Genomic DNA, 22309 nt, shown 5'->3' with positions numbered 1-22309 from the left:
TCGTGGCTGGTCCCACATGGACCGCGCTGCATCGGGGCTGTCTGTCCCAGCCGGCCCAAGGCGGACGGGCATGCCTTCTCCGGCAAGAGAAGGGATCCAGCAGCCCGTTTTTTTTGCGTACCAGAAGCCGAATAAAGGATACATATCTATGAACGCCTCCACAGGATTTACCTGCCTCCGGGACACCTACGTCGACGAGATCCGGAGCCAGTGCCGAGTGTACCGCCACGACCAGACCGGTGCGGAGGTTTTGTCCGTCGAGAACCAGGACACGAACAAGGTTTTCGGCATCAGCTTCCGGACACCGCCCAAGGATTCGACCGGCGTGGCCCATATCCTGGAGCATTCCGTTCTCTGCGGTTCCCGGAAATATCCGCTCAAGGAACCCTTTGTGGAGTTGCTCAAAGGGTCCCTGCAGACCTTTCTCAATGCCATGACCTTTCCGGACAAGACCTGTTATCCGGTGGCCAGTCAGAACACCCAGGATTTTTACAACCTGATCGACGTCTATTTGGACGCGGTTTTCCATCCCCGTATCACGGAGAATATTTTCCGCCAGGAAGGGTGGCATTACGACCTGGAATCCCCGGACGACACCATGCGTCTCAAGGGCGTGGTCTACAACGAGATGAAAGGGGCCTATTCCTCACCGGACGGATTGCTCTCCGAGTATTCGCAGCAGATCCTGTTTCCGGATACGACCTACGGACTCGATTCCGGGGGCAATCCGTCACACATCCCGGATCTGACTTTCGAGCAGTTCCTTGACTTCCACCGGACCTACTACCATCCCTCCAACGCCCGGATCTTTTTCTACGGCGACGACGATCCCGAGCAGCGACTGCGCCTTATTGACGCGGCGTTGCAGGAGTACGCGGCACAAGAGGTCGATTCTGCGGTCGGCGATCAGCCTTACTGGCAGAGCCCGACACGCGAAGAACGGTTCTATGCCGCGGGACCGGATTCGGACAACAAGACCATGCTCACCGTCAACTGGCTGCTGGGACCGGTCAGTGATATCAAGACCAATCTGACACTCCAGATCCTGGAGGACATCCTGCTCGGCGCACCCGGAGCCCCGCTACGCAAAGCGCTTTTGGACTCCGGCTACGGCGAGGATATTGCCGGGGTGGGGCTGGAGGAAGATCTCAAACAGATGTTCTTCTCCACCGGACTCAAGGGGGTTGCCCCGGACAAGGCCGAGACAGTGGAAACGCTTTTGCTGGAGACCCTCGAGCGGCTGGCCGACGAAGGGCTCGATCCGGAAGCGGTGCAGGCCGGACTGAACACGGTCGAATTCGAACTCCGGGAGAACAACTCCGGGAGTCTGCCGCGCGGACTGCTGGTCATGATCCGCAGTCTGACCACCTGGCTGCACGACGGCGATCCTCTGGCCCTGCTCCAGTTTGATGGTCCGCTACAGGAAATCAAGGACGAACTGGCCGAGGGCAAGCCGGTTTTTGAAGAGAGTATCCGCCGGTATTTTCTTGATAATATGCACCGCAGTACCCTGATCCTCAAGCCGGATTCCGGCTTGAGCGAACGGATGGCGGCGGAAGAGGCTGAACGGCTCGCCGCAGCCCGGGAGGCCTTGGGTCCTGAGGGGCTGGAGCGGGCCGCGGAACAGGCCCGGGAACTGAAGAAAGAGCAGGAGCAGCCCGATCCTCCAGAGGCCTTGGCCCGTCTCCCGCGGCTGACGCGCGAGGATCTCGACCCCCAGATCGAACGGCTGCCGGCCTCGTTCCAGGTCATGCACGGCGTGCCCTGTCTCGGGCACGGCCTGGACTGTAACGGTATTGTCTACGTCGATCTCGGTTTTGACATCCGGGGCGTCGCGGAGGCGGATCTCGGATTTGTCTCTTTGTTGGGGCGGGCCCTGGTGGAGACCGGAACCGCCAGCGAAGATTATGTCCGGCTTCTGCAGCGCATCCGGCAGCACACCGGCGGTATTCATGCCCAGACCGTAACCTTGACCCAACTGGAAAGTGACGCTCCGCGAGCCCTGCTGTTCGTCCGCGGCAAGGTGGTGGCCTCGAAACTGGAGCAGTTTTGGGATTTGTGCTCAGATATTCTCTGTCGCCCGCTGCTCGAGGACAAGGACCGCTTTCGCCAGATTGTGCTTGAGGAAAAAGCCCATCTCGAACAGGCGCTTATTCCGGCAGGACACCAACTCGTCAATTCCCGGCTGCGGGCTTCATTCACCCAGGCCGACCACAGCGCTGAACAGATGGGCGGTGTGGAATACCTCTTTTTCCTGCGCCAGCTCCTCGAGCGCATCGAGACCGAGTGGGACGAGGTGGCGTCGACCCTGCGCCGGGTCTACGGCCAGGTCATCCGGCGTCAGGGACTGGTGGCAAATATCACCTCGGATGAAGAGCATATCGACGCTGCCCGGCCGGGACTCTGGCAATTGGTGCAGGCTTTGCCCGAGGCGCAGGTCGAGCCGAGTCAATGGCAGGTGCCGCAATGGGAGGGCAGCGAGGCCCTGACCCTGCCGGCGCAAGTCAATTATGCCGGCAAGGCGGTCAGCCTGTCGGAGCACGACCAGACCATCACCGGAGGGGACGTGGTCGCCTGCCGCTATCTGCGCACGAGTTGGCTGTGGGACAAGATTCGGGTTCAGGGCGGGGCCTACGGGGCGTTCAGCCTGTTGGACCGCTATTCCGGGGTCCTGTCGATGGTCTCCTACCGTGATCCCAATGTCACGGCCACGCTCAAGGTCTTTGACCAGGCGGGTGACTTCGTTCGCGGCCTGGAACTTGATGCCGGGGAGGTGGACAAGGCGGTCGTTGGCGCCATCGGGGACATGGACAAGTATCAATTGCCGGACGCCAAGGGCTTTCAGGCCATGCTGCGTTTTCTGGCCGGGGAAGGGGATGACCAGCGCCAGGAATTGCGCGACGCGATTCTGGCGACCACGGCGGATGAGTTCCGCGGCTTTGCCGAGAAACTCGATCTCCTCGCTAGCCAGGGCCGCATTGCCGTGCTTGGCGGAAGCGACCGGCTGGAGAATGAATCCGATGTCGGCTTTGTCCGGCTCACGAAGCTCTTGTAGTTGCAACGCCGCGAAGGCTTTTTGTATCGGAAATTGAGGGATTGAGGAATTGAAGAATTGAGGGATTCAAAAATTGAGGAATTTAGGGATTGAAGAATTGAAGAATTGAAGAATTGGGGGATTGAGGAATTGAAAGATTGGGTGTTTAAGAGTTGAAGAATTCAAGAAGTGAAGAGTTAAAAGGGTAAAACAATTGCAAATCTGTAACCCGGATCAGAATCACAGATATGAAATAGGTGAAAATCGATTTCGATTTCGATCCCGATCCCGATTTGGATGCGGCCGGAAGGGCGTGCGCCACACGCCCCTACAATGGATAACCCAGGTACAGCCGTCCCGCATATCATACCAGATGCCTGATATCTGATACCAGATACCAGATAACGCAAAAATCGATTTCGATCCCGATAGCGATACCGATTTGGACCCGTTCGTCTTCAGTTCACCGTCTTTCTGTCATCTGCCTTCTGACTTCCGTCCACCAACATCGGCCCACTGTCTACTGTCTTCCGTCTTCACTCCTATGTCTTCCGCCTTTCTCCCCCGGGATCGCCAGTCGCCTGCCTGGCTTTACTTGGTGGATCTCAATTCTTCGTTCTTCAATTCCTCGATTCCTCAATTCCCTAATTCCTCAATTTTTCCTTGCAATTCCTCAATCCCTCAATCTTTCTTAGCACTTAAAACTTAAAACTTAAGCGGTCTCAGATACCAGATGCCTGATATCTGATACCAGATATTAGATAACTCAAAAATCGATTTCGATACCGATAGCGATCCCGATTGGGATCTAGTCGTCCACCGTCTTCAGTCTTTAGTCTTCCGTCTTACAATTCTTCAATCCCTCGATCCCTCAATCCCTCAATTTTCAACTCAATTCTCCAATCTTCTTAATCACTTAAAACCTAAAACTTAAAACTTCTTCAACCGACTCTTGAGCCAAGCCAGCAGGCGGGGTTCCTGGCCTTGGTCCTTGGGCTGGTAGAAGCGGCGGCCCTGGAGTCCGTCGGGCAGGTACTCCTGGGAGACGAAGCTGCCGGGATAGGCATGGGGATATTTATACCCATGACCGTAGCCCCATTGCTTGTGCAGGGATGTCGAGGGGTTGCGCAGGTGCAGCGGCACAGGCTTGCGGCCGTTGTCGCGGATTTCCTTTTGTGCGGCGAGATAGGCGCTGTAGGTGGAATTGCTTTTCGGCGCCAGCGCGAGATACACGACAGTCTCGGCCAGGGGGATGAAACCTTCGGGCATGCCGATGGTCTCGACCGCCTGTTGGCAGGATACGGCCAGGGTCAGGGCCGAGGGGTCGCCCAGGCCGATGTCCTCTGAAGCCGACAAGACCAGGCGGCGGCAGACAAACCGCGGGTCCTCGCCGCTTTCGAGCATGCTGGCCAGGTAATACAGGGCCGCGTCCGGGTCGCTGCCGCGGATGGATTTGATAAGCGCTGAGGCGAGTTCATAATGGGTGTCACCGCCGCGATCGCCGCGGATGACGATTTCCGGCAGAGCGCTTTTGAGCCGTTCCGGATCACGTTGCTCCTCGGAGAGTTCTTCGGCGTATTCAAGAAGATTGAGCAGGGTGCGTCCGTCGCCGCCAGCATACGTGCAGAGCAGTTCCAGGCTCTTGTCCGGCAGGTGCAGACCGAGTTCCTGTTGCCCGCGCTGGGCGAGGTCGAGCAGTTCCTGTGGACCCAGGGGGCGCAGGCGCAGGACATGCAGCCGTGACAGGAGTTGGCGAGTGATGCTGAAGGACGGGTTTTCCGTGGTCGTAGCCAGGAGGATGATGTCGCCGGTTTCCAGAAGCGGCAGAAAAAAATCCTGCTGGGCTTTGGAAAAGCGGTGCAGTTCATCCAGAATGAGGATGTCCGTGTTCTGGATCTGTTTGCGCAGATTGGCCAGGCCGACTTCGGGTGCGCTGACCCGGAGATAGGCGCCGCCGTGGGCCTTGGCGAACATGAGGGCCAACGTCGACTTACCGCAGCCCGGGGGGCCGAAAAACAGCAGACTGGAGAGACGCGAGGCGTTTTGCAGGGCCTGGAGACGCTGGCGCAGGTGGGTCTGGCCAATGAAGTCATCCAGGGAATGGGGACGGATCCGCTCGGCCAGGGGGCGGTGTTCGTGTGTCACGATGCGGGCATTCCTTGTTCAGTCTGACAGCGTGGATCCGCTCGCCTTCCGGGCCGGGAGCGGTTGCAGGATTCACCGGAGAGGGCAGACAACGGGGCTGGTGCTGGGGCGCGGCGCTGATTGGTGATAAATTTCGTATACTGCAGGTCGCTGAACAGTCCCAAGGGACGGCGACACAACGTTCACGGTCGTAGCGTACGTATTCCTGTGGGCGAGCTTGAACGTCGTGCAGCTTTGTTCCCTTTGAGAAAAGTAAACGGCCTGTCACCCCTTGCTCTCGCCGTGCGACGAGGAACGGTCTTGTTCCAGGCTGGCGAGGATGTCTTCGACATCGAGTTCGATCTCGAGTTCCGAATTCTCGATGGCTTGGATTTTGGCAGGCGCAGCCTCCTCTGCTGGCGCATTTGCAGACGGTTCGGGGGCGTGGGCCAGCAATTCCTCAATATCCCCTGTTTCCAGGGACAGTTCCTCCTCGGAAGCCGTCTGGGAAGAGGGCGTTGGCTGCTGGGCCGGGGCCTCGGGCGCAGGAGAAACGATTTTCGTGCCCGGCGTCGTCTGCGCCGTGTACGCGGGCGACCTGTTGTCCGTAGCGGCGAACCAGGGCGCGGCCTCAGGCGTGAGCCACGTCAGCTCCAACGTTTTTTTGGCATTCGTCCAGTCGGTGCCACACTTGGGGCAGTCGTTCAGATGGTCCGAAGAGGTAAATTTGCATTTGGGGCAAAACATAATGGTGTCTTCTGTGCGTTAGAATGTGGCGACAAAAGCGGGCTGACCATGTCATACACTCCCGGTACGGGGCGTAAAAGCACGGTTCCCATGCAGTCTACGGGCAAAGATGGCTTTGTTCAAGCCGCCTCTTTTCTTTCGACCACACACGCTCTGGCTTTACCCCGCTGGCTTGGGAAATGCGTTCCTGGCAACGACCGAGGTGGATCGCCTCCGCGGCCGCGGAGTATCCTGGGGAGGCTGCCGGGAGTGCCGGAACAAATGCCGATACTCGTGCCCCCTTTTCGATCCCTGGAGCCGATACGGTTCAGGAACTGCGCTCTTTGTGCCACCAGCACAACCCCAGACAGAGCAATGCCGCGGTTTCCCAGCGCAGCACCCGGCGGCCCAGGGACACGGGGCGAACGTTGTGGGCCCGCAGGAGTTCCACCTCGCTGTCCGCGAAACCGCCTTCCGGCCCTAAAATGGCCAGGGCGCGTTCTCCGTCGGCCAACGGTGGGGGATGGAAGCCTTCTTCGGCAGTGGCGTTTTCCCATAAAAAAAAGCGGTGGTCGATGTCCGCGGTGGCTTCCAGAAGTTCGGCCAAGCCGCCGGGAAAGACCTCGAGTTCCGGGAGCCACGGATTGCCGGATTGTTTGGCCCCGGCCACGAGTTGCCCCTGCCAGTTTGCTTTGGTTGCGTCGGGAATCCGCCCCTGGCTGTGTTCGGCTTGCCAGAGGTAGACGCCGCGGGCCTCGAGTTCGGCAGCCTTTTCCAGAAACCACCCCCGGCGCAGCGATTTGGCCCAGCCCACGGCCACTACGATCTGGCTGTCCCGGCGGTCCACGGAGGTGATGGACTCCACGGTGATGCGGGCCTTTTTGCCCTGGATAGCTTCAATGCGGCCGTCGGCGACGTCGCCCCGGCCGTTGGTTAGTTGGACCGCGTCGCCCGGGCCCAGACGCAGCGCCTTGCGCAGGTGGGTAAACTCCTGGCCCTGCAGGGTCATGCCGGCAGGGTCCCATTCGGACGGGGGGAGATAGAAAAGTGGTGTATCGTGCATATTTTGGATTTTGGGATTTGTACATTGAAGAATTTGGGAATTGAAGGATTGAGGGATTAAGGGATTGAGGAATTCAGGAATTCAGAAATTGAGGGATTGAAAGATTAAGAAATTGAGGTAGGATGAGAAGGCTGGACCACCTGACGAGCTATAGCTTAGAGCTATGCTCACCAAAACAACGCAGTCATATGCTGCAAACCAGGAGGCCCAGCCATGAAGTGCCATTTAGCAAATCATACCATCGGTGTCGATCTCGGTGACAAGCAGAACGTCGTATGCGTGTTGGACTGGAACGGGGACATTGCCACCACCTTTAAGGTGACCAATACCAAGACTGCGATGCGTAAACGGTTTGCTGCCTACTCAGGAGCCTTTGTTGCCATTGAGGCGGGGACACACTCTGCCTGGATTAGCCGCCTGCTCAAAGAGCTTGGTTGCGCAGTTGTCGTTGGCAACCCTCGCAAACTCCGCTGCATTTGGCAGGAGCCGATCAAAACAGACTTTCGCGACGCTGAGATGTTGGCCCGGGTGGCCAAGATGGATCCCAAACTCTTGCGCCCCATTGAGCACCGAAGCGCAGATGCACAAGCCAGGCTGGCCATACTGCAAGCCCGCGATGCGCTGGTAAAAAGCAGGACCTCTCTTATCAACCACGTTCGAGGGACCGTAAAATGCGCCGGGGAACGCCTGCCGAAATGCAGCGCCGCCAGCTTCCACAAAAAAGCACCGGAGCATATCCCCAGTGAACTCAAAGCAGCCCTGCTGCCGTTGATAGAACAAATTGCCAATTTCACTGAAGGGATAAAAAAATACGAGCACGAAGTGACACACCTCAGCCGCACCCACTACCCTGAGACAGAAGTGTTGCGACAAGTCCCCGGCGTTGGGCCGATCACAGCCTTGGCGTTCGTTTTGACGCTCGAAGATAAGGACCGTTTCACCAAGAGCCGAGATGTAGGGCCATTTCTAGGCTTGGTTCCCAAAAGGGACCAATCCGGGGATACCGACAAGCAGCTACGCATCACGAAATGCGGTAACTCCCAGTTGCGCACCTTGCTGGTCAATGTCGCTCACTACATCCTGGGCCCATTTGGGGCTGATAGTGAGCTGCGACGATTCGGGCAGCGCATTGCCGCGAGAGGGGGCACGATCGCCAAGAAACGGGCTGTGGTAGCTGTGGCGCGCAAACTGGCGGTTTTGCTCCACCGACTGTGGGTGACGGGGGAGGAGTATCACCCATTTTATTGCCACAAGGATTCCACCGTCGAAGCTGCATAACGCTTCACCACGTAGAAATAAATTTTCCAGGGGGCCCAGCAACGGCCTCGTGGTCAACCACCGCTAGCACCAAATAAAGTCTCATTCGGAAGACTGCGGCAAATTCCTAGGCCTCTTTGCTTGCCGGCAAAACCACACAAGGCCGCAATTGAGGTGGCAGCTTCCACCAAGCGAATAGTACTGAGACACCGGATCAAATGGCAACGATCCTCGAAGAGTGCGTATGGAAGTGCGACTTGCTTGGGACTATAGGGCAATACGGTGGTCCGCCACGTCGGACGTTGACATGCCTTCTCATGGAAGGAATTGAAAGATTTAGGAGTTTAAGAGTTGAAGATTGAAGAATTCAAGAATTGAAGAGTTGGGGCGTTGGAAAGATGCAAATCTGGGTCGAAGTACAGATATTGTATAGATGAAGACCGATTTCGATCCCGATAGCGATCCCGATTTGGATGCGGCCGGAAGGGCGTGCGCCACACGCCCCTACAATGGACAACCCAGGTACAGCCTTCCCGCACATTGTCTTTCCTCCCCCGGGACCGTCAGGCGCCTGCTTGGCTCGTATCTGGTGGATCTGGACTCTTTGTTCTTCAATTCTCCAATCCCTCAATTCCCCAATTCCTCAATTTTCATAATCACTTAACACTTAAAACGTAAAACCTAAGCGGTATCTGATACCAGATAACGCAAAAATCGATTTCGATCCCGATCCCGATAGCGATCCCGATTTGGATGCGGCCGGAAGGGCGTGCGCCACACGCCCCTACAATGGACAACCCAGGTACAGCCTTCCCGCACACCGTCTTCTGTCCCCGGGACCGCCAGGCGCCTGCCTGGCTTTTATCTGGTGGATCTGAATTCTTCGTTCTTCAATTCCTCGATTCCTAAATCCTTCAATTCTTCAATTTTCTTAAATACTTAAACCTAAAACTTAAAACTTCTTTTTGCTATCCAATCCCTCGATTCCTCAATTTCCTAATTCCTCAATTCCTCCTCGCAATTCTCCAATTTTCTTAATCACTTAAAACCTAAAACTTCTTTTTATTCAATTCCCAATCGTATTAAACACTTACAACTTCATCCGCGCGGTGCCGTTGTAAAACGGCAGGCTGGTCACCGTAGCCGTCAAGGCGGCGCGTTTGGTTTGGACCGTGTACTGGTCCTGGTCTGCGGCGTCGGCCTGGATATAGGCCAGCCCGATGGCGTGGCCCAGCGAGGGGGCGAAAGAGGCGCTGGTGATGGTCCCTACCGGCGCGCCGGAGGCGTCGAGGACCGTGTCGTGGTGGTGGGCGGTCCGCCGGCCCTCGAATTGCAGGGCAACGAGCTTGTCGCGCACGGTCAGGGCGTTGTCCTTGCCGATGTACGGGGCTTGCGAGGTCAGCATGCCGGCGTATCCGGCTTCGGCCGGGGTGTGTTCGCGGTCGAGGTCCTGACCGTAGAGCAGCAGGCCGGCTTCGAGGCGCAAGGTGTCGCGGGCGCCGAGTCCAGCGGGTTTGACGTCTTCCCCGTCCAGGAATTGCTCCCAGAGGGAGACGGCCTGTTCCCGGGGCAGGTAGATCTCGTAGCCGAGTTCTCCGGTGTATCCGGTCCGGCTGACCCGCAGGGATTGACCGCCGAACGAGCTTGGACAATGCCCGAAAAATTTGAGTTCGCGCCAGGCGCCGGGCAAGACCCGTTCCAGGGCGGCGATGGAGGTCGGACCTTGGAGGTCGATCTTGGCCGTGGCCTCGGAAATGTCCTCAAAGGCCACCCCGGCGGGCAGGTGTTCGCGGAGCCAGGTGAAGTCGGTCTCCTGGCAGGCGGCGTTGACCACGAGCATGAAGTCGTCCTCGTCCAGGCAGTAGACGATGAGGTCGTCCTGGACCGTGCCTTCAGGGGTCAGAAGGAAGCCGTAGCTGCAGCGCCCCGGGCGGAGGCGTTCCAGATTGTGGGTCACGATGCGGTCCAGGCCGTCGCGGGCGCCGGGGCCGGTGATGCGGCATTCGCCCATGTGGCAGATGTCGAACAGGGCGGCCTGGGTGCGGGTGTGTTTATGCTCGGCCAGGATGCCTTCGTACTGGATGGGCATGTTCCAGCCGGCGAACGGGGCCATCTTGGCGCCGTGGTCCTGGTGCCAATCGGTCAGCGGCGTGGTCGTGAGGGAGTCCATGAGCTCGATATCCTTGTGCGTTTGAAGCGTTATGGGCTGCGAAGTATGGGGGGTGAACGATTGAAAAAAGGTGAAGGGAGGAGGCGAATTGAGGCCGGACGACGGATGACGTGGCAAAGCACGCCTTGAGGGCAGGTACCCTGTCCGATACGAAACGGTCAACCAACTCCTGCTCAAAAGGGCGTGCGCCACACGCCCCTACAATGGACAGACCAGGTACAGCCTTCCCGCACATCGTCTTCCGTCCCCGGGACCGTCAGGCGCCTGCCTGGCTCGTATCTGGTGGATCTGGACTCTTTGTGCTTCAATTCTTCAATCCCTCGATCCCTCAATTCCTCAATTTCCAACTCAATTCCTCAATCCCCCAATCTTTCGTAACACTTAAAACATAAAATTTAAAACTTCTTCTTGCTATGCAATCCCCCAATTCCTAAATCCTTCAATTCCTCAATCTTCTTAATTACTTAAAACTTAACACTTAAAACTTAACACTCTCTTCTCCCTGTCCCCCCTCCGCAGCCTTCCTGAACCCCATATTCCCCAATTTGCCCTCGTCTTCCGTCCCGTGCGGCGTGTGCCGGGCCGGTTCCTGCCGGCTCCTGCTGATGGCCCGGACTTCGTCGCAGACCTTGACCAGGTGGCCGTAGACCTTGCGCACCTCGCGGCCGTAGTCGGTCAAGCGGTCCGCGGGCGGTTCAAGGTAATGCCGTTTGAGATACCTGTTGCCGAGGACCTGATTGCACGTCTGCAAGGCGTGTTCAACGAGGTGATCAAAGTAGCTTACGAGATCGAACTTGAGTTCGTTCATGATCTCGGTCATAGCCTGGAGCATCTGGAGATAACTGATCCGTTTGCCCTTGTATTCGCGGTCGGCCAGGTCTTCGAGTTCCTTGATTTTCCGGGCCTGGCGAATATAGCTGTATTGACCGAGGACTTCTTGAAAAAGACCCTTGTGTTCGTGGAAGGCGTCGCTGTATTCGGGATTGAGCAGGAAACTGTCCAGAACCTTGACCACGTTGGTGTAGAATTCGTCGGAGTAGCCCAGGATTCGGCGTTGGTGCTTGTTCAGCCAGGCGGAGAGAAATTTGAGCCGTTTTTCGATGGTCTCTGTATTCTCCACGATCTCATGGCGCTTGTACTTGATGCGGCCCATGAATTCGCCGCGGACGATGTCGTTGAGTTTGAGAGTCATCAACGAGGTGTCCTTGACGACGTTCACGGGCGGCGATTTCTGGGCCGTGAGCGGATGGATCAGGCACTGGTCCATGACCGACATGGCCCGGTCTTCGCGGATGTTGTACGGATTGTATTTGTGCTGGCGGTAGCGCACCCGCACCAGGGCGGCCGTCTGCCCGTTGGCGCGCAGGAAATACCCCTGCTCGTCCAGCCGCCGGAGCTGCTTCGACTGCCGGGGTGAGACCGCGACCAGGGCGAGTTTTTCGACAAAGGGCCAGTTTTTGGCCTTGGGGTGGGAGTAGAGGCTGGTCACCGTGCGGTCCGACTGCCCCAGGACGCGGACCAGAAAATCCTCGCCCATCTTGAACAGCCGTCGGGCGAACAAGGCCGCCGAGGTCCGGCGCTCCGAGGCAATGGGAAAGCCGTAGAGTTCCATCAAAAATTGGTAGACGAACAGCCGGTGGCGCTCGTAGCGGACATTGTCGCCGCTTTTGAACTTGCCGATGCGCAGCCCGTAGCGCTTGAGTTCGGCGTCGAGATCCGAGGGGAACGAGGCGTAGACCCCGGCAACGTGGAAGTCCCCGTTCGCGTTCAGGGCCAGGACGTGGCCGCGGTCCATGTGCAGAATAAAGGGCAGCAGGTCGGGATAGGAAGAAAGGGCCGCGATATTCGTCTTTTCGAGTTCCTGCCGGAAAGCGGCATGCAGGTGGCGCGGCAACCGGCTGACGCAGGTCTCAAGATTGGTGTTGTGGATGGGCTGTTCGAGGAGGCATTGCGGGGAATCGCTGTCCGGTACATCGGGGCAATGCAGGATATCGAACTGGAAGATCTCCCGAAAATAGTCCAGGGGCCGGCCAAAGGCGACCAGACTGAACCCCGGCAGATGGGTGTACTCATACAGATCGGATTCGAAAGAGGGCAGCAGTTCCCGGGCATCGACCAGGGGATACCCCTTTTCCTCGAAAAACGGACGGATCAGACAGGTTTTGGCGTGCAGGAGGTCAAGGCGTTCTTTCAAGTGTTCCAAGGTACTTATGGAATTCAACGCCCTGTCCCCCGACAGGGAAAATCCGCCGTCGCGGGTCTGGCTGAAGGCCTCGTTCCAATGGGTAAGTGGTGTTGTATTCATGATTTTCCAAGCGAATATATTGAAAAATGAGGGATTTGAAAAGAGATCTTCCTGCCGGAAGTATGAATGAAATTTTCAATGAATACAAGATATTGACAGAGGCGTGCGGATTTACCTAAACAAAGCTGTTGCAACCTTGACGAGCCGGATATTTTGCAAGGAGCGGTTTTCGTATGACCAAGAAGCAAGATCAGTGCCCGAGAGTCCACGTCAACGCCAAATATTGCACATGTACTTATACCGGATGCCCCCGCCACGGTCTCTGCTGCGAATGCCTGCATTACCACCGTCAGCGGGGTGAGCTGCCGGCCTGTTATTTCACTGAGGAAGAAGAGCGGACCTACAACCGCAGCCTGGCCTTTTATTTTCAGCGCCACATGCGCTGATTCCGGGATTTTTCGCTCTGCCGTTTGCCGCAGAAAGGGACACACGCCATATTATGCCACGTCACAATTGCCTCCAGCAATTGCTGGGAATTATCTGCAGCGTTTTCGACGCCTATTCCGCGGTCCTGTTCCTGCCCGCGGCCAAGGATGAGTACGCCCTGGCCGCGTCCTTCAGTCTCGGAGACAATCTCATTTCCGGGGCCTCGGTCGGGCAGGGCAAGGGGCTGGTCGGCTGGATCATCCGCAACAACAAGCCGCTTTTGGTCAACAATTTTGATCGTGAGGGCGGCTGTCTCGGGTATTACAATCAGGAAGGGGAGTCCAAGATCAAGGCCTTTATGGGCCATCCCCTGGGACAAGGGGACGGGGCCCTGTGCCTGGACAGCAAAAAGACCTATTCCTTCACCACCAAGGACCAGAAGATCCTGGACCAGTTCTCGCGGCTCGTGGAATCGCTCTGTTCGGATTTCACGTCGGTGCAGTGCAGCCAGGAGGAGCACGCCCTGTACACCGGGCTCCAGGCGTTGCATGCCCTGCAAAGCCGGTATCCCCGCTGGTCGCAGTATATCGACCGGTTTGTAGCCACCATAGCCGAATACACCTCCTTTTCCCATTGTTTTCTGGCCGCGCGAGACGAAAACGGCAGCAGCTATTTTCTTGAAGGCTGGAACCAGCCCCTGTTCGCGGCCGAAAGCGAGCACCACCAACAGTTCAATATCAAAAGCGGTCTGATCGGCTGGGTCTTCAAACACCAATCCATCGTCAGCTCCGGGTCGGCCGCCGAACCCATGTCCGCGCCGGTCTTTGGCCGCGACGTCCAGGCCCCGGATTTTTCCAGCGTCATCTGCCTGCCGCTGGTGGTCAACAAGATCACCCGGGGGGTGCTGGTTCTGGCCGACGAAGAGGTCAAACCGGTCAGTGACCAGTTGCGGACCTTCCTGGAGATGGCCTCCGGGCAGCTCGGCCTGCTGTTGGAGAACCTGTACCTCAAAAGCCGTATCCACAGACAGCAGGTCCAGGCGGAGAAGAGCGAGCAAAAGCCGGGTTCCTGAAGCCGGAACAACGCTTCTGCGTGGTGAACAGGACCACAGCTCGCAGGCTGCCCGCAGTTCCAGCCGCTTTGCAACCATTATCCACCCTGTGCGACCTGTGTTGCGCCCCGACGTGATACCGTGGGCATACGAACCTGACAAACAGCGCCTTCCCGCTGCTCGGACGCGGCACCAGGCAGGAGATGGCTCTTCGTCACAGGGCATGGAATTTCAGACGCAAAAGTTTGCCGTCTCTTCTGTGTGCTTCGAGCGAAAGGCCCGCACATTTTCTTGGTCCCGCCAAAAGGGGGAAACCGGACCGCGAACTGAATGCTCCAGGCGGATTCCGATGCAACAAGTGCCATCTTCGACACCTGGTGTTCTGTTCCACTTGAGAGTCCGGAGGGGGCAAGGATCCCCCTTTGGCGGGATTGAGAAAATACCGGGCCGAAAGTGGGCACACAGAAGAGACGGCAAACTCCAAAAAATCCACAGGATCCGTCAAAGAACCGCAGGAGATGGGTGTTTCCGGTAGCGCCTGGTCACAGCGATTGCGCCGGCAGGAGAAAAGGCTGCGAAGGTATTCGAGCAGCCTCCAGAGTGCTGTCACAGCCCAGAAAACGTGGTTTCGGCCTCAACCACGGGGGCGTGTGAAAAGAAGAACTTTTGAAACTGAGGCGTGGCCTTGAAGTCCATTGAAACCGTTTCAGTCCTGGTGTAGGCTTCCCCAACGCCCGCGGTGTGCGGGGCGTTTTGTCCTGAAAGGGAAGTGGTGACGGGAGGATACCTCCGGTTACACCATTTCGGGACGGACCGGTCGGGCGGCTGGGGAGTGCACGCGGAACACAAGACAGGGAAGGCGGGGGAACGAATGATTTTCGACAGATTGCTGCGATTCTTGGGCAAAGATCTGGCCATGGATCTGGGCACGGCGAACACTTTGCTGTTCACTTCGGCCGACGGCATCGTTCTCGATGAACCGTCGGTCGTTGCTTTGGACGCCCGCAAAGGGGATGTCGTGGCCGTGGGCAAAGAAGCCAAGGAATTTTTGGGGCGCACCCCGGACCGCATCCGGGCCATCCGCCCGCTCAAAGACGGGGTCATCGCCGATTTCGAGGTCACCAAGGCTATGATCTCCTTTTTCATCCGCAAGGTGATCAAGGGCATGAGCCTGGCCAAACCGAAAGTCGTCATCGGTGTGCCAACCGGAATCACCCAGGTTGAAAAGCGGGCGGTCATCGAGTCCGCCCAGCAGGCCGGGGCCCGGGAGGTCATGCTCATCGAGGAACCGATGGCCGCGGCCATCGGAGCGGGGCTGCCCATCGAGGAGCCCAAAGGCAATCTCGTCGTTGATATCGGCGGAGGGACCACCGAAGTGGCGGTCATTTCCTTGTCGGCCGTGGCCTATTCCGAATCCGTGCGCGTGGCCGGCGACGAACTCAACGAGGCCATCCAGCGCTACCTCCAGGACGAATTCAAGCTCCTGGTTGGCGAGAATATGGCCGAGCGGGCCAAGCTCGAACTGGGGTCGGCCGTCCCCTTGGCCGAACCGCTGAGCATGTCGGTCTCTGGCAAGGATATTCTCGACGGCCGCCCGCGGACAGTCGAACTGAGCGACAGCCATGTCCGTGAAGCTATCCAGGAGCCGGTGCATACCATTATCATGGCCGCGCGCCGGGCGATGGAGAAGACGCCGCCGGAGCTGGTCGCGGACATCGCCTCCAACGGGTTGCTGCTCGCCGGCGGCGGCGCGCTTTTAAAGGGCCTGGATACCTTGATCAGCGACACGGTCCAGGTCGCGGTCCATGTGGACGAGGAACCGTTGACCACGGTGGTGCGCGGCGTGGGACGGACCATCCAGGAGCGCAAACGCTACGATGCCGTGTATGTGAACTAAACCGCCGACCGGGGCGTGGCAGGCACCGGTCTGGCAGGTGGAGCGGTCTCGGCACGGCAGCGTGCCGGGCAGCCGCAGTCTGTCCATTTCTTTTTCACCTCCCCCCATAACGAGTAAGCCCCATGCCATTCCAGCGCAATCAGGTCGATGAGTTGTCCAGCAAAGGTGAGGCCATTGTCCGCCGGGCCGGAGAGATTGTCCACAAGCATTGGGACCGGCCCAAAAATGTCCAGTACAAGGGCCGCATCGATCTCGTGACTGAGACCGACACCGCGGTTGAGGACTACCTGACCCGGGAACTCTCGCTGCTTTTGCCCAAGGCGCGCATTGTGGCTGAAGAAAGCGCTGCTGACGTTGATCCCGGGGATTTGGCCTGGATCATCGATCCTCTGGACGGAACGACGAATTTTGCCCACGGCCTGCCCCATGTGGCCGTGTCTGTGGGGCTCTGGGGCAAGGGGCGGATGATCATGGGCTTTATCCATGTCCCGAAGCTCAACGAATTTTTTTCCGCTGTGCGCGGCCGGGGGGCCTTTTTGAACGGCCGCCCGATCACGGTTGCTGACGCGGCGCGTCTGGATGCGACGGTGGTTGCCACCGGTTTTCCCTACAGTGTGGCTGAGGATCTGGAGCAGATTCTTCCGCCGCTGGGGCGGGTGCTGGAAGCGACCCGGGGCATCCGCCGCCTCGGCGCCGCGGCTGTGGACCTGGCCTACACCGCCTGCGGCCGGTTTGGCGGCTTCTACGAATACGGGCTCAAACCGTGGGATACTGCGGCTGGCTGGCTTTTGGTCGAAGAGGCCGGCGGCAAGGTGACCCGCACGGACGGCACGACCCCGTATGGGTTCGACAGTCCCGGCATCCTGGCCACGAACGGCACCCTCCACGCGGCGCTGGCTGAAGCGGTAGAAGGGGAAGTGTTGGGGAAATGAATGGGAAGAAGTTTTAAGTTTTAGGTTTTAAGTATTTAAGAAAATTGAAGAATTGAAGGATTTAGGAATCGAGGGATTGAAGAACGAAGAATTCAGATCCACCAGATAAAAGCCAGGCAGGCGCCTAGCGGTCCCGGGGACAGAAGACGATGTACGGGAAGGCTGTACCTGGGTTGTCCATTGTAGGGGCGTGTGGCGCACGCCCTTCCGTCCGCCTCCAAATCGGGATCGCTATCGGTATCGAAATCGGTCTTTGAGGTATCTGGTATCAGATATCAGGCATCTGGTATGATATGCGGGAAGACTGTACCTAGGTTGTCCATTGTAGGGGCGTGTGGCGCACGCCCTTTCGTCCGCCTCCAAATCGGTATCGGGATCGGGATCGAAATCGATTTTTATCTATCTCATTTCTGTAATTCAGCCCAGCTTTGCAATTTTTCGACGCCCCAACTCTTTAACTTTCAAATTTTAAAACTCTTCAATATTTTAATTCCTCAATCCCTCAATTCTTCAATATTTCAATTTTAATATCCCTCAATTCCTGAATTTCCGAATTCCTCAATTCCTCAGCTGATTGTTGAAGATTTCGTATACTGCAGGTCGTTCAAAAATCCCAAGGGCAAGGCGCAAAAAACGTTCAAGGTCGCAGCGTACCCATTCGTACGTAAGAGTTTGAACGTATTGCAGCAACGCAGCCAATGGGAGATTTTCAACGGCCTGCACGCTTTTACTTCGAAAACAGCACCCCTAACCGCCAGAAATAATACAGGGCCGGCGTGACGTACTCGGTGAATTGATTGCAGAGGCAGTCAACTTCGTCGGGATCGAAGAACCCGCCGCCTTGGAGTTCAGCCGGGTTGGGCTGCGGGGTTTGCTGGGTCCGGCCAGCGGAGTAGAGGGTCACGAATTCAAAGTTCGTCTGCGGGGAGGCCGGCAGGCGGAGGACTTCCTTGAGCTGGCTGACTTGCAGCCCGATCTCTTCCTCGACTTCCCGTGTCGCCGCATCGAACCGGGATTCGCCGGGCAGAATATGGCCTGTGGCCGAGAGGTCCCAGCACCCGGGAAACGCGGACTTGCGTTCGCTGCGGTGCTGGAGATAGAGCTTGTGCTCCGGACTGTAGACCACGACAAGGACCGAGCGCATGAACAGGTGTTGCGCCTGGGCCGTGTGCCGGGGCATGACCAGCAGCGGACGTTCGCTGCGATCCACGATCTCGACGAATTCGACAGGGTCCGGGCGGGATCGTTTTTTTTGGGCTTGACGAGGATGTGCCATGCTTGATGTATCTGTGGTAGGGTTAGAGGTGTCGGACATTCCCGACTGGGAACGTCTGGAACGCTCCTGTTTTGCCCAACCTTGGTCCGCAGCGCAATTGGAAAGTGGCCTGACCCAGGGGAGTCTGGCCGGGCTGGGGGCGAAGCGCGACGGCGTTTTGCTCGGGTATCTGGCCTATTATCTGATCTGCGAGAGTCTGGAGATTTTGAACATCGCCGTGGCACCGACCGAGCGTGGCCAGGGTATCGGAGCGCAGCTTCTGGCAGCGGTGCTTGCCCAGGCCAGCGCGCACGGCGCCACCCGGGCCGTTCTTGAGGTCAGCGCCGGCAACCAAGCGGCCTTGGCCCTGTATTCCCGATTTGGGTTCGTCGAGGTCGGCCGCCGGCCCCGGTATTATCCGGAAAGCGGGGCCGATGCGATTTTGATGGAGAGGGGGGTGTGAGTTTGGGGATTGTGGAATTGAGGGATTGCATAAGAAGAAGTTTTAGGTTTTAAGTATTTGAGAAAATTGAAAAATTGAAGGATTTAGGAATCGAGGGATTGAAGAATTGTATAGCAAGAAGAAGTTTTAAGTTTTAAGTTTTAAGATAGATTGAAGAATTGAGGAATTGGAGGATTGAGGAACGAAGAATTTGGATCCACCAGATATGAGCCAGGCAGGCGCCTGGCGGTCCCGGGGACGGAAGACGATGTGCGGGAAGGCTGTACCTGGGCTGTCCATTGTAGGGGCGTGTGGCGCACGCCCTTCCGGCCGCATCCAAATCGGTATCGCTATCGGAATCGAAATCGTTCTTTCACATATCTGCTATTTGTATCTTGATGTAATTCTTCAAATTTTCGATTTAAAATTCTTTAATCTTTTAATTCTTCAATTCCTTAATACCTCAATCCCTAAATTCCTCAATTCTTCAATTCCTTAATCTTTATATCAAAAGCTTTATCATCTTCTTAAAACTTAAAACCTAAAACTTAACACTTCCAAAATACCAACCAATCTCATCCCAAAGGAGTGATCCCCATGCGCAGTATTGAGGATATCGAGGTCGGCGGAAAAACAGTCCTGGTCCGGGTGGATTTCAACGTCCCGGTGGATGCCCAGCAGCGGATCACGGACGACAACCGCATCCGGGCCACGCTTCCCACGATCCAGGCCTTGGTCGACAAGGGCGCCAAGGTCGTCCTCATGTCCCACATGGGCAAGCCCAAGGGCAAACGGGTTCCGGAACTCTCCCTGGCCCCGGCGGCGCAGCGCCTCGGTGAGCTGCTCGGCCAGGATGTCGCCCTGGCCCCGGACTGCATCGGCGACGAGGTCGCGCCGCTGGTCGACGGCCTGGCCCCGGGCGGCGTGCTCCTGCTGGAAAACCTGCGCTTTCACGACGGGGAGACCACAAACGATCCCGAGTTCAGCCGCGAACTCGCCCGCTGGGGCGAGATCTACGTCGATGACGCGTTCGGTGTCGCCCACCGCGCCCACGCCTCGGTGGTCGGCGTCACCGAGCACATCGACACCTGCGTGGCCGGTCTGCTGTTGAAAAAAGAAGTCGACTATCTCGGCACGGCCCTGGACAACCCGGCGCGTCCCTTTGTCTGCATCGTCGGCGGGGCCAAAGTCTCCTCCAAGCTCGGCATCCTGGAAAACCTCATGGGCCGCGTGGACCGCTTCATCGTCGGCGGGGCGATGGCCAACACCTTTTTGAAGGCCCAGGGCTATAACGTCGGCGCTTCTCTGGTCGAGGACGATCTGCTGGACACGGCCCGGGACATCATGGAGCGCGCCAAGGCAGCGGGCGTGAGTTTCTACCTCCCGGTGGACGGGATCCTGGGCACTGGACCGCAGGGCAAACTGGCCAGCGGGGTTTGCCCCTTCCAGGACATCCCCGATGGGGAAATGGTCCTCGATATCGGACCGGCCACGCACACCCTGTTCGCCGAAGTCCTCAAGGACGCCAAAACCGTGGTCTGGAACGGTCCGATGGGCGCGTTCGAGAACCAGGCCTTTTCCCAGGGCTCGGTCGGGTTGACCCATTTCGTGGCCGGATTGGAGGCGATGACCATCGTCGGCGGTGGCGATACCGACGCCCTGGTCCATCTGTGCAAGATGACCCACAAATTCAGCTTTATTTCCACCGGTGGCGGCTCCTTCCTTGAATTCATGGAGGGCAAGAAACTGCCGGCGCTGCAGGTACTGCAGGGCTGACGGTCTGCGTGAGGATACTCCAAATCGAAATCGAAATCGGGATCGCTATCGGGATCGCTATCGGGAGCGAAGAGATATGGCGCTTGGACACGAGAAACTGGTCAAGATGTGCTGGTTGTCGGCAAGGCGCAGGATACGATACAAAGCTGGAAGCGAGAGGATGAAGCGGCCTCCAGCGTCGATTCCGATCCCGATAGCGATTTCGATCCCGAAGAAAGAAAATCCCAACAAGCGGATGCACTGGACGCGCATTCTTCGCCCCAGTGATCCTCAGCGTGTATAGATTTGGCCAGAACTTCCCCTGTCTCAAACGCTGCCGAAGGAGAAACCCCATGCCCAAACCCCTCATGGCCGCCAATTGGAAGATGTTCAAGACGAGCACCCAGGCCCTGGAGTTTTTTGAAGACTTTTCCGAGACCCTCGACAGCACGGTCCTCAAGGACCGCGACGTGCTTTTTCTGCCGCCGTTTACCTCCCTGGAAGCCCTGTCGGATCCAGTGCGTTTCGCGGGCTTCAGCATCGGCGCCCAGAACTGCTACCCGGCCGCCGAAGGCGCCTTCACCGGGGAGATTGCCCCGGGGATGCTTTTGGATCTCGGCTGCGACTATGTGTTGACCGGCCATTCCGAGCGCCGCCACGTCCTCGGCGAATCGGACGAATTCGTGGGCCAGAAGACTGCCTTCGCTCTGGACCAGGGGCTCGGGGTCATCCTGTGCATCGGCGAGACACTGGAGCAGCGCAAGGCGGGGCAGGTGGAAACCGTCCTCAAGCGTCAGCTTGAAAGCGGCCTGCGCGACGTTCCCAATGACGTGCCCGCCGAAGCCCTGACCATCGCCTACGAACCGGTCTGGGCCATTGGCACCGGCGAAGTCGCCCAGGACGAGGACATCCGCGAGGCCCACGCCACCGTGCGCGGCCTTTTGGCGGACCGGCTCTCTGCGGCCGCGGATATCCGTATCCTCTACGGCGGCTCGGTCAAGCCGGCCAATTGCGCCCAGATCCTCAGTCTTGACAATGTCAACGGAGTCCTGGTAGGTGGCGCAAGTTTGCAGGCCGCGAGTTTTGTGGACATCGTCTCCGCAGGACTGTAGTGTTTCGGTTTTGATTATGCGGCTGGCAACATCCAATCCAGCATCCAGTATTTGATCCAGCGAGGAGTACTCACTTGAACGCCTTGATTCTCACGGTGCATATCATCGTCTGTGTTAGTCTAGTCACCCTGGTCCTGCTCCAATCCGGTAAGGAGGGCATGGGGGTTATTTTCGGTGGCTCCAGCGGCACGGTCTTCGGGAGTTCCGGAGCCGGCGGCCTGCTGTCCAAGCTGACCGCGGGGGCGGCCACCATTTTTATTATTACCTCCCTGGCCTTTACCTATATGAGCGCCCAGGAACGCCAGGCGCCGCGGGAATCGGTGGTTCTGGAACAACCAGCCCAGCAGCAAGCACCGGCTACGGCGCCGGGAACGGAAAAAAGTGCTGGACAAGAGGGCTCGAAGGCTGTAAATAGCTCCTCTGCCGATTAAGAGCGCTCCGCGCTTTTGATCCTTGAAATACAAAATGAATCCGGGAGCTTTTCATACGCTGCCGATCATTCATACGCCGAGGTGGTGGAACTGGTAGACACGCAGTGTTGAGGGCGCTGTGGGCTAGTCCCGTGGGGGTTCGATTCCCCCCCTCGGCACCACAAAAAATAAAAGCCTTGTAATCGTTCGCGATTGCAAGGCTTTTTTGCGTTTGGCGCCCGCTTCTTCCGAATCCCCGAATCCCAAAATCCCCCCAATTTCAGCATCTTCCAATCTCCCTATCCAAGTGTTTCTCGTTGCCTCTGAACGAGGAGTCTGGTACCCACTGTTGAGCCCCGGTGTAAACCGAGTCTGTAGTGTTTTCACATACTTTTTGGACGACTTGGACG

At 57.7% G+C, this 22309-nt stretch carries 16 protein-coding genes and 1 tRNA gene; 11 read left to right on the top strand and 6 right to left on the bottom strand.

Going from position 1 to position 22309, the window contains the following annotated elements; translation table 11 throughout:
* The first annotated feature begins 148 nt into the window (after window positions 1-148).
* Complete coding sequence (locus DRET_RS07785) at window positions 149-3055, top strand: insulinase family protein (RefSeq protein WP_015751993.1); 2907 nt, start codon at window positions 149-151, stop codon at window positions 3053-3055.
* 909 nt (window positions 3056-3964) lie between these two features.
* Here DRET_RS07785 and DRET_RS07780 read toward each other — a convergent pair.
* The 3 genes from DRET_RS07780 to DRET_RS07770 form a co-directional block, all read right to left on the bottom strand.
* Entirely contained in the window at window positions 3965-5179 is a 1215-nt protein-coding gene (locus DRET_RS07780) for a replication-associated recombination protein A (protein WP_015751992.1), read from the bottom strand.
* A gap of 264 nt (window positions 5180-5443) precedes the next feature.
* Entirely contained in the window at window positions 5444-5905 is a 462-nt protein-coding gene (locus tag DRET_RS07775) for a hypothetical protein (protein ID WP_015751991.1), read from the bottom strand.
* Between the two features lie 307 nt (window positions 5906-6212).
* Window positions 6213-6947, bottom strand: coding sequence for a 16S rRNA (uracil(1498)-N(3))-methyltransferase (locus tag DRET_RS07770; RefSeq protein ID WP_015751990.1), 735 nt, complete (start codon window positions 6945-6947; stop codon window positions 6213-6215).
* Window positions 6948-7160: 213 nt separating this feature from the next.
* Between DRET_RS07770 and DRET_RS07765 the strand changes: the two genes are divergently transcribed.
* Window positions 7161-8225, top strand: a complete 1065-nt coding sequence (locus tag DRET_RS07765) for an IS110 family RNA-guided transposase (protein ID WP_015751989.1) — start codon at window positions 7161-7163, stop codon at window positions 8223-8225.
* A 1069-nt stretch (window positions 8226-9294) separates the two neighbouring features.
* Here DRET_RS07765 and gcvT read toward each other — a convergent pair.
* Window positions 9295-10374 (bottom strand): glycine cleavage system aminomethyltransferase GcvT, encoded by a 1080-nt coding sequence (gene gcvT, locus DRET_RS07760; protein WP_015751987.1) that lies wholly within the window; start codon window positions 10372-10374, stop codon window positions 9295-9297.
* A 478-nt stretch (window positions 10375-10852) separates the two neighbouring features.
* Window positions 10853-12679 (bottom strand): hypothetical protein, encoded by a 1827-nt coding sequence (locus DRET_RS07755; RefSeq protein ID WP_015751986.1) that lies wholly within the window; start codon window positions 12677-12679, stop codon window positions 10853-10855.
* A gap of 173 nt (window positions 12680-12852) precedes the next feature.
* Here DRET_RS07755 and DRET_RS07750 point away from each other — a divergent pair, with 173 nt between their 5' ends.
* The 4 genes from DRET_RS07750 to DRET_RS07735 all read left to right on the top strand — a co-directional run bounded on the left by DRET_RS07750 (window position 12853) and on the right by DRET_RS07735 (window position 16925).
* The gene (locus DRET_RS07750) at window positions 12853-13065 is read left to right on the top strand and encodes a DUF6485 family protein (protein ID WP_015751985.1); all 213 of its coding nucleotides are present in this window, start codon (window positions 12853-12855) and stop codon (window positions 13063-13065) included.
* A 53-nt stretch (window positions 13066-13118) separates the two neighbouring features.
* Window positions 13119-14117 carry a GAF domain-containing protein gene (locus tag DRET_RS07745; RefSeq protein ID WP_015751984.1) on the top strand — a complete coding sequence of 333 codons (999 nt, stop codon included), beginning with the start codon at window positions 13119-13121 and terminating at the stop codon, window positions 14115-14117.
* An 850-nt stretch (window positions 14118-14967) separates the two neighbouring features.
* Complete coding sequence (gene mreB, locus DRET_RS07740) at window positions 14968-15993, top strand: rod shape-determining protein (protein ID WP_015751983.1); 1026 nt, start codon at window positions 14968-14970, stop codon at window positions 15991-15993.
* Between the two features lie 122 nt (window positions 15994-16115).
* Window positions 16116-16925 carry an inositol monophosphatase family protein gene (locus DRET_RS07735; RefSeq protein WP_015751982.1) on the top strand — a complete coding sequence of 270 codons (810 nt, stop codon included), beginning with the start codon at window positions 16116-16118 and terminating at the stop codon, window positions 16923-16925.
* A gap of 727 nt (window positions 16926-17652) precedes the next feature.
* Here the strand turns inward: DRET_RS07735 and DRET_RS07730 are convergent.
* The gene (locus tag DRET_RS07730) at window positions 17653-18201 is read right to left on the bottom strand and encodes an NUDIX hydrolase (protein ID WP_015751981.1); all 549 of its coding nucleotides are present in this window, start codon (window positions 18199-18201) and stop codon (window positions 17653-17655) included.
* On the opposite strand from DRET_RS07730, the gene rimI reads away from it, so the two are divergent.
* The 5 genes from rimI (at window position 18200) to DRET_RS07700 (ending at window position 22081) form a co-directional block, all read left to right on the top strand.
* Complete coding sequence (gene rimI / locus DRET_RS07725) at window positions 18200-18643, top strand: ribosomal protein S18-alanine N-acetyltransferase (RefSeq protein ID WP_015751980.1); 444 nt, start codon at window positions 18200-18202, stop codon at window positions 18641-18643. The genes DRET_RS07730 and rimI overlap by 2 nt on opposite strands.
* Window positions 18644-19219: 576 nt before the next feature.
* Window positions 19220-20398 carry a phosphoglycerate kinase gene (locus DRET_RS07720; protein WP_015751979.1) on the top strand — a complete coding sequence of 393 codons (1179 nt, stop codon included), beginning with the start codon at window positions 19220-19222 and terminating at the stop codon, window positions 20396-20398.
* Window positions 20399-20730: 332 nt separating this feature from the next.
* Entirely contained in the window at window positions 20731-21489 is a 759-nt protein-coding gene (gene tpiA / locus DRET_RS07710) for a triose-phosphate isomerase (protein WP_015751977.1), read from the top strand.
* A 74-nt stretch (window positions 21490-21563) separates the two neighbouring features.
* Complete coding sequence (gene secG, locus DRET_RS07705) at window positions 21564-21920, top strand: preprotein translocase subunit SecG (protein ID WP_015751976.1); 357 nt, start codon at window positions 21564-21566, stop codon at window positions 21918-21920.
* A 75-nt stretch (window positions 21921-21995) separates the two neighbouring features.
* Window positions 21996-22081 (top strand) — tRNA-Leu (locus DRET_RS07700).
* Window positions 22082-22309: the final 228 nt, after the last annotated feature.

The organism is Desulfohalobium retbaense DSM 5692, assembly GCF_000024325.1.
GTDB lineage: Bacteria > Desulfobacterota > Desulfovibrionia > Desulfovibrionales > Desulfohalobiaceae > Desulfohalobium > Desulfohalobium retbaense.
This window is presented reverse-complemented; position numbering and strand designations above follow the sequence as displayed.